The following is a 12,836-nucleotide window of genomic DNA, read 5'->3' on the forward strand; positions in this document are numbered from 1 at the left end:
TACCTTTATTTCTTACACTTTCATTCTATAAGATGTCACACGAAAAAGCAATCTTTTTCAGTATTTTTTACTAAAAGTTGTCATTTCGGTTGTGTAAGCCTTTTTTCTTTTGGATTTCTTTTAATTTTTCCGGGGTCACGTCATTGCCCTCAGGATCGACGACTTTCATTCCTTCGATATGATGACGCATACCGGAACGAAAAGCTTCCAAATACTCTTTGCGTAAGTTGATTTGTTCTTGTTCTTCGGCTTTTGAGAGACCATTTTCCTTCTTTTTACGTGCAAGTTCATTGATCCGCTCTATTTTTTCAGGTGACAGCATGCTCAGCCCTCCTTTTACTCTCCTTCATATTATATAAAAACTGAAAAAAAAACAACTAGATAAACTAAATAAAATACGAACATTCGTTTGATTTAGCGCTTTTTATATGGTACTATCTATTTATCAAGTGAAAGAAGGTGTACCTTGTGGCCCGACAAACTGAATCAAGACAAATCGAAGTCTTACGATATATCCATGAACAAGTAACCCAAAAAGGATACCCGCCAACTGTCCGTGAAATCGGGGAAGCTGTTCAGCTTTCTTCTACTTCTACTGTTCACGGTCATCTTGCACGGCTTGAAAAAAAAGGGTTTATCCAAAGAGATCCGACGAAACCTCGTGCAATCGAGTTGACAAAACAAGGTTTAGAAAAGATTGGGATTCGTCCAACAACTATTCCAGTACTTGGCGTCGTAACAGCTGGAGAACCCATTTTAGCAGTAGAGGATGCTTCAGACTTCTTTCCAATCCCTCCTAATCTTTCTTCCGAAGAAGGCAGTCTCTTTATGCTGACAATTCGTGGAGATAGTATGATCAATGCTGGGATCTTGGATGGTGACAACGTGATCGTTCGGAAGCAAGAAACTGCTCAAAATGGCGATATTGTCATTGCAATGACTGCCGAGGACGAAGCGACTTGCAAACGATTCTATAAAGAAAAAAACTTTTTCCGTCTGCAGCCTGAAAACGACTTGCTCGAACCAATCATCTTAGATCAAGTATCTATATTAGGACGAGTAGTAGGACTTTATCGTAGTCATATCTATTAATTGCTACTAATAAAAGAAAACTTTTTAAAAAGAGTTTGAGACGATGGTCTCAAACTCTTTTTTCGCCCGGGTTCTTCTTCTTTCAAATTTTTATCACTTCCCTCTTTACAAACCGAACAAATATTCGTATACTAAATATACGAACAATTGTTCGCATAAATTAACGAGGTGAGAATTCATGAAATCAATGAGACGTCTTGGCTTAGTATTAACTGTTTTGTTTTTAGGTATTATTATTGGTAATTTCGGCATACGTCCAGCTTTACTTGTGTTTGTTCCGTTATTTACTTTGTGGTTCATGTTGTGGGATGAAAAGAAGTACCGTCAATCTGAGCGGCGCAGAATTCATGAAGATCATTTCTATCATGAGCCCTACTACAGATCCAGGCAATCATAATAAGGATTGACTGCTAATTATTCAAAAGACAAGAAGTTAAACTTTTACGGGGGTGTGACAAAAAATCGGTCACATCCTTTTTTCGAATAAACGGTGTTCTAAAGCCATTTTTTCGGTATTAAGTCAAATTGCGGAAAAAGTGATTTTTTAAACTTCTACTGGTCTTTGCTTGTTTCCATTTATAAAAAAATAGCGACCCTCAAAAGTCAGATAGAGAATCTGACTTTTGAGGGTCGCTTTAAAATCGCTTCTTTAAGAATAACATCAAGAATAGCTTCTTTTTTCTGCTTAATATTCCATTAATGTAATGATGTCATATCCTTTGATTTTGTCGCGTCCATGGAGATCCATCAATTCGATCAAAAATGCGCAGCCTACGACTACACCGCCTAATTGTTCGATCAGTTCGATCGTCGCTTTGATTGTTCCTCCAGTAGCTAGCAAATCGTCACAAATCAGCACACGTTGACCTGGTTTAATGGCATCCTTATGCAATGTCAATGTATCTGTTCCATATTCTAATCCATAAGTCACTTCGATGGTTTCTCGAGGTAACTTCCCTTTTTTGCGGACTGGGGCAAAACCGACTCCTAACTCATAAGCAACAGGACATCCTACGATGAATCCACGGGCTTCTGGCCCAACTACCATATCAATTCGTTTTTCTTTTGCATAATTTACGATTTGTTTAGTAGCTTCCCGATAAGCGTCACCATCTGCCATCAGTGGGGAAATATCTCGAAACACAATTCCTTTTGACGGATAGTCGGGAATACTGGCAATATAATCTTTTAAATCCACTCTTTGTTTCCTCCTAGGTTGTTAACCATTTCTTTATGGTAGGAATATCGCTCAAAAGCAAAAATTCCTCAACTTTGATTTTATTGAGCCGCCGCTGGTATAATCTGCTCTCAGTCAAAGGATGACTTTCTGGGCTAGCGACTTTTTGTAAAACACCGTTCTCTATTGTAACAAATTTCAATTCAAAAAACACCTGTATCATAAAAATTAATAATTTTTCAGGGATACGCAAATATTGAGCTATTGCTTTTATTTTATGACGTATATCAATTCGTTCTTGAGAATGGATCAATTTAAACAATTTTGCGTACTGTTCTCTTGTGCCTACCCCATTCAAATAGGCCTCATCAGGTGAAATCCCCATCAGATAAACACGATTGAATGAATAAGACCGAAAAACTTCTTTCAGATCCGCTAAATCATCTGGACAATCCATAACAACTAGAGAGTTCGGTTTTCTTTTTTCAATTATTGCCTTTACAGAATCTAGTCCTTCGAAAACAATCGCAGCTTCCTGGATAATCTCAGGCACGAATTTCAACGTCGAAGAATCAAATGCTAAATAAAGGCTACCTTCCGACCTTCGGCTCTGTTCACGGAAACGTTTTGCCCGCCAATCAAATACTTGCAGACCACCCACAGAAAAATCAGATACCATCAGCTGCGGTTTCTTACGCCCGTTCCATTCATTGATCGAAAGCTTTCCTACCACATCTACCTGATTATTCAGCAGTTCTTCTTCTTGAGTACCAAAACCAAAAGCGACCGCATCAAGCTGACTCGATGCATCGGAAAGGACAAATTTCAGATGCTGTTGGTTTGCTCCGATTCTTTTGATATTTTCTGCTTGGACTTGTCGAAATAAAAACTGAGGCAAAGGATTATCCGTACCAAATGGCGCCAATAGTTTCAGCTCATCAATTCGCTCTACTGTTACTTCATTTGGCAGCAATACTTCATCAATTCTCAACTCAGGCCCTCTCATCAAGTCAATTTGATGATCGACTATATATTGGTTCATCTTCTCCTGTAGTATAGTGACATTTTCACTTGGCATCGTTAAACCGACTGCTGCATGATGTCCTCCGAAGTAAGTAAATAAATCTCGCATCTGGTCAAGCATTTCAAAAAGATTCAAGGCTTCAATACTACGTCCAGATCCTTTAGCTGATCCATCTTCTTTTAAAGTAAGGACAAGCGTTGGTTTACCCGTTTCATTCATTATTTTCCCAGCAACAATGCCCAAAACGCCTTCATGCCATCCTCGGTTTACCAATAGATGGATATGATTCTCCTTATTGACCATCGCTAATGCTTCTTGTGTTATCTGCTCTACGATTGCTTTTCTTTCTTCATTGATCTCATTCAATTTTTTTGCTTGAACGGATGCTTCCTCTTCATCAAACGTCGCAAGTAACGAGACGGCAGGACGTGGATCGCCCATCCGACCGATTGCATTTAGTCTGGGAGCAATCGAAAAACCGATCGTTGTTTCGTCTGCGTCCCTCATTTTTACGCCGCTTTCTTCAAATAGTGCCTGAAGTCCTATCCGTTCTGAATGATGAATGGCATCGATTCCTAATGAAACAAGGATTCGATTCTCATCAGTCAATGAAACTAAATCGGCGATCGTTCCTATCGCTACTAAATCCAAAAATTCTACAGGCGGTTCTTCCAATAATGCAGAAGCTACTTTGAATGCTACTCCGACTCCTGCCAAATCTGGAAATGGATAGTGCCCCGCTGGATGACGAGGGTGAACAATCGCATAAGCGTCTGGTAAATTCTCAGGTAGTTCGTGATGATCTGTAATGATCACGTCTACACCAGCTTGCTGAGCGTATGCTACCGCATCATTTCCTGCTACCCCGTTATCAACAGTGATGATCAACTGGATTCCTTCTTCGATCTTTTCTTGGTATACCGATTGGTTTGGTCCATACCCATGCTCAAATCGATTTGGCAGGAATACTTCTACTTCTGCACCAAGTAATTCCAGTGTTTCTTTCATTACCGTTGCACTGGTGATCCCATCTGCGTCATAATCACCGTAAACGAGGATTTTTTCTCCACTGATTACAGCTTCTTGGATTCGGCTGATTGCTTTATCCATATCGTGCATCAGATACGGATCATGTAATTCTTGTTCCTTTGGATGTAAAAATCGGTTGATATCCTTTTCCTCATGGTAACCTCTTTGCCACAGTAACTTACCGACAAATGGAGATAATTTCAGTTCACGGATCATTTGGAGAAAGGATTCAGAAGGCTCTGTCTCGCTTAACTTCCAATCAAAATTTGCTTGTCTCACTTTCTCACTCCTAACTTAGTTATTATAGCAAAGGAAATCAGCAAAAAAAAGCAGAAAGAAAGAATAAAAACAGATCAGATCCGCTAGACAGATGTTCAGCAGGACCTGATCTTTTGTACGACCATTTATGAAATATCCCTATTAGTCAAAATAATTGAAGCTTTGTTTGGGCGATTGAGTTTTTTGTTCTTCCGGCGCTTTCAATTGACTGATTTGTGCGGTTTTCGCTTGTAACTCCGCCTGATAAGCAGCTTCCAACTCCGCACGTTCGTTTCTAAACTCGCGTTGCTGTTCTTCTTTTGCTTCTTCAATTTTCTTTTGAAGTTCTGTTTGATATTCTGACATTTCCTGAGTCAGCTGTTTGATTTGCTTTTTTTGCTGCCATAGTGTTGCCGAAGCAGTCAAAAATACAATCAGTGCACCAATCAGCGCAGAACCGATGATCACTAAGATCAATGGCGCAGAAAAGGAAGTGAAGCCAAAACTTACAGGAACATTTTTATTGTTTAATACAGCAAAAAGAACAATAATCAAAACTAAAACAAATCCAAGAATCACATTGCTTTGCTTTTTCAATTCCTTCACCTACTTTTTGTTAAAAATTCCGCTGGCTAAATAATCACCAATCGTTGGAAACAGCGTATAAAATTTTGATGCAACTTCTAAAATAAACGGTTGATTGATTTCCCGTTTTGGATGTCTCATATTGCGGACGATCATTTTTGCCAACTTGGCAGGTTCTAAAACGATTTGTCCGACTTTTTCCAAATAGCTTCCGCTTGGATCAGCCTTATCGAAGAAATCTGTCTCGATTGGACCTGGATTCACTGTCGTAACAGCTACGCCAAGTGGTTTCAATTCTAATCGCAAAGCGTTGGAGAAGCCAAGGACTGCAAATTTCGTGGCAGAATAAACCGTTGATTTTGCAGTTGCCATTTTTCCAGCCATAGACGCGATATTAATGATATGACCTTGTCTTCTTTCTGCCATATCGATCGCAAATTTTTGTGTCAAAACCATCATTCCTAAGATGTTGACTTCAAACATATCGTATGCTTTTCCAAGGTCGAATGTAAGGAAGTCTTCGAAAATCCCAAAACCCGCATTGTTTACCAGAATATCGACGCGCCCGACTTCTTCCATCACCTTTTCATATAATTCGTCCACGCTTTCAGGATTGCTGACGTCTACCTTGAAAGCATAAGCCTCTTTGCCGCTCAAGCGTCTGCACTCGTCTCTGACACCTTCTACAAATGCCATTCTTCGTGCGCAACTTATAACGATTGCTCCTTGCTTTGCTGCTTCATAACAGATTTGTGCGCCCAGACCGCCTGAACTACCTGTTACTAAAACAACTTTATCTTCTAAATTCATGCCTCTTCCTCCTCGCGAAATGGAATCTCAATGCTATCAAAATCTTTCATGATCGTCGTGTTTTCAAACACTTCTTGTGCTTCTTTTTCAAGCTCTAAAGCTGCTTTTCCTAAATATCTCGCACTAATATGAGTAAGTAGCAGCCGTTTTGCCTGCGCTTCTTTTGCAACTTCAGCAGCTTGATGAGTCGTGGAATGGAAATAGTTGTGCGCCATTCTTGCTTCATCTTTATTAAATGTGCTTTCATGTACCAGAATATCGCTATTTTCCGCAAGCACAACGGAATTATGTGTTTTTCTCGTATCGCCTAAAATAGTCACGATTCGTCCTTTTTTATCTGGACCTACGAAATCTTTTCCATTGATCGTCCGCCCATCTTCTAGTTGGATCGTTTCACCTTGCTTCAGTTTGCCGTACAGTGGTCCAGCTGGAATACCTAATTCTTTTAGACGATCCACCTGCAATTCTCCTTTATGATCATGTTCAACCACACGATAACCAAAACTGTCGATCCCATGATTTAGTTTTTTTGTATAAACAGAAAATTGCTGATCAGTAAAAATCGGGGCTGTTTCATTTAGCTCAATGAATTTCAGCGGATAACTTAAACGCGTTTGCGAAATACCTAAAGAGACTTTTATGTATTCCTCTATCCCTTTTGGCCCGTAAATCTCTAATGGCGTATCCCCACCTTGAAATGACCGGCTGCTGATGAGCCCGGGAAGTCCAAAAATATGATCGCCGTGTAAATGTGTAATGAAAATTTTACCGATTTTTCTCGGACGAATAGTCGTTCGCAAAATCTGCATTTGCGTGCCTTCGCCACAGTCGAACAACCAAACTTCATTGCGCTCGTCTAAAAGTTTCAATGCTATACTTGTCACATTTCTATGTTTTGCAGGAACACCTGCACCTGTTCCTAAAAATTGTAATTCCATAATCTACCTGACTTTCTTTAAGTTCCTCTTTAATTTTAGGGTAAAAAGAAGGGATAATCAACCGTAAGTCGAGAATGGGTTCAAATTAAAAATAACGTTCTAAAGCGATAGCGTTTTCTTTGAAAATTACTATAAAAACAGCAGCGAACCCGTTTGAGATCCTCTGCTGTTTTTTATTAATTTGAAGATCCAGAACTTTCATTGTCGTTGGAAGTTTGCGGATGTTTGTCCTTCCAAGTCTTTTGTGCAGCTTCTTTCGCATGATTTTCAGCTTCTTTCGCATCATGCACATCTTTTTCGACATCTTCATAATCCAAGCGGGTAATTTCTCCGCCTAATTCCATCATTACCAATTGATTCAGTGGGCGATTGTCCTCTTCATCAGCAATCAAGATCAGTCCTGTAGCTCCTTCACCGATTTTATTTCCTACAAAGTCGAACACGGTCTGGGCATCTTTTATTTCTTTGGCATCTTGTGTCGCACCGATCATTCCTCCGGCAAACCATCCTAATAAAATCCCTAGCGGACCACCTAATACACCAACCAACATTCCGATTAATCCACCCGTAGAAGATTTGTTATTACCGGTAAAGTCGATAAAATCTTCTATTTTGAATTGATGTGTCCCATTAGGATCATGGCTGACAACTGCCATCTGTTCTCCTTTAATCGAACGAACAGCATGTAACTTTTTGATTTCTGAAAATGCCTGATATGCCTGGCTTTCTACTTGAAAATTTAAAATGATTACTCGTTTGCTCATTAAAAACGCCCCTTTCATACCTTCTTGTTATTTATTTTACCTTTAATTGTAAAATAAGAAAAGAAAAGCACTCTTTTTTTCCAATAAAATAGGGCTGTGACAAAAGTCGTATCACAGCTCCTTTTTCCGAATAAACGGCGTTCTTGAAGCTGACCACTTCTGTCACAACCTCCCTTAAATCTGAATCTATATTTTTTGGTATTTGTTTTTATTTGCTTGCCTATTCGACAAATTCAAATTCAAACTCACCGATACGTACAAGGTCGCCATCTTTCGCACCGCGTGCCCGAAGAGCTTCATCCACACCCATACCACGTAATTGACGAGCAAAACGCATCACTGTTTCATCATGATCGAAATTTGTCATTTGGAATAATTTTTCGATCTTCTCACCAGATAAGATCCACGTTGCATCTGAATCACGATCGATTTGGAACTCAGGACCTTCTGGATTGAATCCATAGTGTACAGTTTCTTCTTCCAGTTCTTCTTCGTACAATGGGAATTCTGGCGTTACTTCTAACAAATCTGCTGTAGCATTCAATAATGCGTCCAATCCTTGTCGAGTCACTCCAGAAATTGGAAATACTGGGATGTCATCAGCAAATTCATCTTCTTTTTCCTTGTTCAGCTGTTCTTTGAATTTCACTAGATTTTCCTGTGCATCCGGCATATCCATTTTGTTTGCCACGATGATTTGCGGACGCTCTAGCAAGCGTAAGTTATAAGTAGATAATTCTTTGTTGATGGCAAGATAGTCTTCATAAGGATCTCGTCCTTCCATCCCACTCATATCGATCACATGTAAAATTACTCGTGTTCTTTCGATATGACGAAGGAATTGTGTACCCAGCCCAACACCTTGCGAAGCTCCTTCAATCAAGCCTGGCAAGTCTGCTGCGGCAAAACTTCTGCCATCACTTGTAGTAACCATTCCTAGATTAGGGACGAGCGTCGTGAAATGATAAGCGCCGATTTTTGGACGAGCAGATGAAATAACGGATAGTAAAGTCGATTTCCCGACAGATGGAAAACCTACAAGTCCAACGTCTGCCAATACTTTCAATTCTAGTTCGATTTTTCGCTCTTGTCCTGGTTCACCGTTTTCAGCAATTTCCGGTGCAGGATTCCGAGGAGAGGCAAAACGGATATTCCCTCGTCCACCGCGTCCACCTTTTGCCACAACTAGTGTTTGACCATTTTCAATTAAATCTCCTAAAAGAGCACCAGTCTCCGCATCTCGGACAGTGGTTCCTTGTGGTACTTTAACATAGGTATCTTCTGAACCACGACCGTGCATCCCTTTACTCATCCCATTTTCACCTGGCTGCGCTTTGAAATGGCGATTGAACCGAAAATCCATCAATGTACGTAACCCTTCATCGACGATCAAGATGACATCGCCGCCACGACCACCGTCTCCGCCAGCCGGTCCGCCGTCAGGAACGTATTTTTCGCGACGAAATGCAACCATTCCGTCTCCGCCCTTGCCAGCTTTCACATCGATCGTTACTTGATCTAAAAACATGGACATAATTAAGTCCTCCTATTATTCATTTATTTATTTGACTGCCTGAATTTCCACAATAAACAAAAGTCTTACTTATTTTATCGGTGAAATCTGATTTTGTCTATCATTTCAGCAAAAAGATTGTTTACCTTCTTCTTTTTTTATCATTTGGTAAGGTTTCCAACCTTTTTTCTGCTACCAAGTATAATTTTTTGACAAAATATTCTTTGCGTAGCAGAATAACAGTGTATTAATTGTATTAATTGAGGATGCCGTTTCACAGCACCCCTAATAAAGGAGGAACTTTTGATATGACAGTAAAAGTAGGTATTAACGGATTTGGGCGTATTGGCCGTCTGGCTTTCCGCCGCATCAAAGAAGTCTCAGATGATATTGAAGTAGTAGCAATCAACGACTTAACAAGTCCAACTATGTTAGCACAATTATTGCAATTTGACTCTACTCATGGTACTTATCCTGGCACAGTTACTGCAACAGAAGACTCAATCGTAGTGGATGGCGAAGCAACTCGTGTTTATGCAGAACCCGACGCAAGCAAAATCCCTTGGGTAAAAGAAAACGGTGTAGATATCGTACTAGAATGTACTGGTTTTTATACATCTGAAGAAAAAGCAAAAGCGCATTTAGATGCTGGTGTCAAACGAGTAGTTATTTCTGCCCCAGCTGGTGCTATGAAAACCATCGTCTATAACGTCAATGATGATACATTAGATGAAAACGACAAAATCATCTCAGCAGGTTCATGTACAACAAACTGTTTAGCACCTATGGCTTATTTCTTAAATAATGAATTTGGGATCGAAGTTGGTACAATGACAACAGTTCATGCCTACACTTCCACACAAATGCTCTTAGATGGACCTGTAAAAGGCGGTAATTTGCGTGCTGCTCGTTCAGCTGCTGACAATACTATCCCACATTCTACTGGTGCTGCGAAAGCAATCGGCTTAGTTATCCCTGAGCTACAAGGAAAATTACAAGGACACGCACAACGTGTTCCAGTCGTTGATGGTTCATTAACTGAATTGGTTTCAGTGTTGAAAACAAAAGTAACTGCTGATCAAGTAAACGAAGCAATCAAAAAACACACAGTTGACAATCCTTCATTCGGGTATGATGACCGTCAAATCGTTTCTAGCGATGTCATTGGAACAACTCAAGGTTCGATCTTTGACCCAACGCAAACAGAAGTAACAACTGCTGGTGATTTCCAACTTGTTAAAACTGTTGCATGGTATGACAATGAATATGGATTTACTTGCCAAATGATTCGCTTACTAGAAAAATTCGCTAATTTGTAATTTGATAGATCAATCGATAAAAGAAGCCTTTGACTGGATCCAGTCAAAGGCTTCTTTCTTTTCATCCCCTACTTTTAAACTCGTTCAATGAACATATTGGCTTAAAAATTGTTGGACTACTTGCTGATATTTTTCAGGGTCTGTCTTGTATGCTTCCGCATGCTCGGCTCCTTTTACAACATACTTTTCTTTTGGTCCCTTCGTTGCACGATAGACCTTATCTAACATTTCAAATGGTACAAATGTATCTTCGTCTCCATGTATAAAGAGCATTGGGCGCTGGTTTTTCTTCAATTGTTCCACTGCATTTGCTTCACCGAAAAAGTAGCCAGCACGGACTTTTGTCACTAGACTCGTTACTTGCATAAGCGGAAATGCTGGAAGACTAAACATATCGTCTAGCTGATAAGCAAGCTCATCATGAACGGAAGAATAACCGCAATCTTCAATGATTGCTTTCACATTATCTGGTAGTTTTTCTCCGCTAGTCATCATAACTGTTGCTGCTCCCATGCTGACACCGTATAGAACGATTTCTTGCGATTTTCCATTGTTTTCTAGCACTTTGTTTATCCACTGTACATAGTCTTTACGCTCTGGCCATCCAAATCCAATGTAATCCCCTTCGCTTTTTCCATGTCCTCTTGCATCAGGAACAAGGACATTGTAACCCATATCATGAAACATCTTTGCGTAATTGGTCATCGTTTCAGCGTTTCCCATATAGCCATGAGCCACAAGAGCTGTTTTTTCACTTTTCGTTTCAGCAGGAAGATAAATCGCTGATAATTTCAGACCGTCTTTTGAAGTGATGGTCCAATCGCTTCGGTTTTCTTTTGAACTAAACCATTTATGTGCATCCGTTTCTTTGGATGTCTGTGTTGTACCAGGTGTATCTTCGTCTAAAAAGTCTTTCTCAGAAGGCACAACAGCATAATTATAAAAATAATTCCCTGCAAACACTAACGCAACAATCAGAGCTAAAGCGACGCCTAAAAGGATTTTCATCCAAAGTTTCATAAATCATCCATCTCATTTCTCTTTTTTCATATAACCTTGAATTAGTATAATCAAAGAATCTCTACTATGCAATGTTCATTTTTATAACCTATAAAAAAACAAAATAAAAAAGCAGAAATAACTGGCTATTTCTAGCGGATTATTTCTGCAATAACTAATTATCTATTTTTTATTTTCAATTAATTTAAAGCTTGACCATGGTTTCAAAAAGTCAAGGAGGAATAATTCGTCATCGGAGATTCTTCCTACAACATTGACACGTCCGTCGTTTTTCATATCCTTCAAGGCGATTTGTGTTTCTCCTTTGTATTGACCGTACCCTTCATTGTCAATCAGTACATCCCCATGATGCATATCTCGCGTATTATGAGGCGGGAAATCTTTATCTTTGTAGTATACACGAGTCATCGTTGAACGAAGGATATATTCTGAGCGATCCCCTCGATAACTATGAAGGTTATCAAACAAGCAGATTCGTTCGTTTTCTGTAATACCTTCTTCCGTATCTACTTTCAATGTTGGATAATCCGCGTTAAATGCTTCTGCCATTTCTTTCAATTCTTCTTCACTTGCGTACGCATTTCCAATAGAAATATCATCAATCAATCCTGTAAGGATTAAATGCTTCACTTGTGTCGCAATTTCAAGATCTCGGTGGTCTTCCAGCGTGCACAAGCCATCTTGCGTAGGCCAAGGGCCAAACTCAGCAGATTGCGAATTGACGAATGCCATCGTATTCAAATTATATTTTCTGAATTTTTCTGAACAAAAAACAAAGTGTTCGTATCCTAAACCAGAGTATCGATGAGGATAAAAATTATGAGAACCTAATAAATTATCCGTGTTTGGCGAATAACTCATGATGTTGTCAACGTAATTCGTGCCCGAACTCATATTGATCTCGATTTTGATACCAAAAGGATTGCGCGTCATTTTTGCTTCTTCTGCTCCTGTGAATCCGATATCTAAGCGGACCCCGTAGGCACCCATCTTATGGAAAAAAGATAAGTCATCGTAAGAAATCTCCAACTGTTCAAATAACGCTGGATTGATATCAACCATTACTTCCATGCCTAGGCTATTCGCGTAATCAACTACTTCTTTAAATTCTGAAAGAACTTTTTCTTTATCATCATTGATCTGCAGCAAACTGGTAAAAACCCGTTTATACCCATACTTATGAGCTAAATCCAAGTACGCTTTGTCCTTTTCAAATGTTGACCGTTCTGGATAAATCGAGATTCCTAATTTTCCCATATTACCATTTCCTCCTGCATCTTTTCGTTTTTGTATCCACTTACATTATA

General features: G+C 39.5%; 13 protein-coding genes. 3 read left to right on the forward strand and 10 right to left on the reverse strand.

Annotated elements, in window-relative coordinates:
- Positions 1-70 precede the first annotated feature (70 nt).
- Complete coding sequence (locus tag PYW34_RS06730; RefSeq protein WP_002295816.1) at positions 71-322, reverse strand: DUF896 family protein; 252 nt, start codon at positions 320-322, stop codon at positions 71-73.
- Between the two features lie 146 nt (positions 323-468).
- Here PYW34_RS06730 and lexA point away from each other — a divergent pair, with 146 nt between their 5' ends.
- The gene (gene lexA, locus PYW34_RS06735; protein WP_002296572.1) at positions 469-1,092 is read left to right on the forward strand and encodes a transcriptional repressor LexA; all 624 of its coding nucleotides are present in this window, start codon (positions 469-471) and stop codon (positions 1,090-1,092) included.
- Between the two features lie 178 nt (positions 1,093-1,270).
- On the forward strand, positions 1,271-1,489 hold the full coding sequence (locus PYW34_RS06740; protein ID WP_002297436.1) for a hypothetical protein: 219 nt from the start codon (positions 1,271-1,273) through the stop codon (positions 1,487-1,489).
- Positions 1,490-1,777: 288 nt separating this feature from the next.
- Here PYW34_RS06740 and PYW34_RS06745 read toward each other — a convergent pair whose 3' ends face one another.
- The 7 genes from PYW34_RS06745 to obgE all read right to left on the reverse strand — a co-directional run bounded on the left by PYW34_RS06745 (position 1,778) and on the right by obgE (position 9,211).
- On the reverse strand, positions 1,778-2,290 hold the full coding sequence (locus tag PYW34_RS06745) for an adenine phosphoribosyltransferase (protein WP_002295813.1): 513 nt from the start codon (positions 2,288-2,290) through the stop codon (positions 1,778-1,780).
- Between the two features lie 13 nt (positions 2,291-2,303).
- Entirely contained in the window at positions 2,304-4,601 is a 2,298-nt protein-coding gene (recJ, locus tag PYW34_RS06750; RefSeq protein WP_002295812.1) for a single-stranded-DNA-specific exonuclease RecJ, read from the reverse strand.
- A gap of 141 nt (positions 4,602-4,742) precedes the next feature.
- Positions 4,743-5,186 (reverse strand): LapA family protein, encoded by a 444-nt coding sequence (locus PYW34_RS06755; protein WP_002303793.1) that lies wholly within the window; start codon positions 5,184-5,186, stop codon positions 4,743-4,745.
- Positions 5,187-5,975 carry an SDR family NAD(P)-dependent oxidoreductase gene (locus PYW34_RS06760; protein ID WP_002295810.1) on the reverse strand — a complete coding sequence of 263 codons (789 nt, stop codon included), beginning with the start codon at positions 5,973-5,975 and terminating at the stop codon, positions 5,187-5,189.
- The gene (gene rnz / locus PYW34_RS06765; RefSeq protein ID WP_002295809.1) at positions 5,972-6,913 is read right to left on the reverse strand and encodes a ribonuclease Z; all 942 of its coding nucleotides are present in this window, start codon (positions 6,911-6,913) and stop codon (positions 5,972-5,974) included. Before rnz ends, PYW34_RS06760 begins: the two co-directional genes overlap by 4 nt.
- Before the next feature lie 176 nt (positions 6,914-7,089).
- A complete protein-coding gene (locus tag PYW34_RS06770; protein WP_002295807.1) occupies positions 7,090-7,677 on the reverse strand; it encodes a hypothetical protein in 588 nt (195 codons plus the stop codon).
- 220 nt (positions 7,678-7,897) lie between these two features.
- Positions 7,898-9,211, reverse strand: coding sequence for a GTPase ObgE (obgE, locus tag PYW34_RS06775; RefSeq protein WP_002295805.1), 1,314 nt, complete (start codon positions 9,209-9,211; stop codon positions 7,898-7,900).
- A gap of 287 nt (positions 9,212-9,498) precedes the next feature.
- Here obgE and gap point away from each other — a divergent pair, with 287 nt between their 5' ends.
- Entirely contained in the window at positions 9,499-10,509 is a 1,011-nt protein-coding gene (gene gap, locus PYW34_RS06780; RefSeq protein ID WP_002295802.1) for a type I glyceraldehyde-3-phosphate dehydrogenase, read from the forward strand.
- 84 nt (positions 10,510-10,593) lie between these two features.
- On the opposite strand, the gene PYW34_RS06785 is transcribed toward gap, so the two are convergent.
- Together PYW34_RS06785 and PYW34_RS06790 are read right to left on the reverse strand one after the other, a co-directional pair.
- Positions 10,594-11,529: an alpha/beta hydrolase gene (locus PYW34_RS06785; RefSeq protein ID WP_002289735.1), complete on the reverse strand. Its 936-nt coding sequence runs from the start codon at positions 11,527-11,529 to the stop codon at positions 10,594-10,596.
- A gap of 162 nt (positions 11,530-11,691) precedes the next feature.
- A complete protein-coding gene (locus PYW34_RS06790; protein WP_002295800.1) occupies positions 11,692-12,786 on the reverse strand; it encodes a DUF871 domain-containing protein in 1,095 nt (364 codons plus the stop codon).
- Between the last annotated feature and the right edge of the window lie 50 nt (positions 12,787-12,836).

Origin of the sequence: Enterococcus faecium (assembly GCF_029023785.1) — a bacterium.
GTDB lineage: Bacteria > Bacillota > Bacilli > Lactobacillales > Enterococcaceae > Enterococcus_B > Enterococcus_B faecium.

Bases quoted from the DNA above. Each gene is read 5' to 3' on its own strand.
- PYW34_RS06730 (WP_002295816.1), bottom strand. From the start codon at position 322: ATGCTGTCACCTGAAAAAATAGAGCGGATCAATGAACTTGCACGTAAA.
- PYW34_RS06740 (WP_002297436.1), top strand. From the start codon at position 1,271: ATGAAATCAATGAGACGTCTTGGCTTAGTATTAACTGTTTTGTTTTTA.
- PYW34_RS06760 (WP_002295810.1), bottom strand. From the start codon at position 5,975: ATGAATTTAGAAGATAAAGTTGTTTTAGTAACAGGTAGTTCAGGCGGT.
- rnz (WP_002295809.1), bottom strand. From the start codon at position 6,913: ATGGAATTACAATTTTTAGGAACAGGTGCAGGTGTTCCTGCAAAACAT.
- PYW34_RS06770 (WP_002295807.1), bottom strand. From the start codon at position 7,677: ATGAGCAAACGAGTAATCATTTTAAATTTTCAAGTAGAAAGCCAGGCA.
- obgE (WP_002295805.1), bottom strand. From the start codon at position 9,211: ATGTCCATGTTTTTAGATCAAGTAACGATCGATGTGAAAGCTGGCAAG.
- gap (WP_002295802.1), top strand. From the start codon at position 9,499: ATGACAGTAAAAGTAGGTATTAACGGATTTGGGCGTATTGGCCGTCTG.
- PYW34_RS06785 (WP_002289735.1), bottom strand. From the start codon at position 11,529: ATGAAACTTTGGATGAAAATCCTTTTAGGCGTCGCTTTAGCTCTGATT.
- PYW34_RS06790 (WP_002295800.1), bottom strand. From the start codon at position 12,786: ATGGGAAAATTAGGAATCTCGATTTATCCAGAACGGTCAACATTTGAA.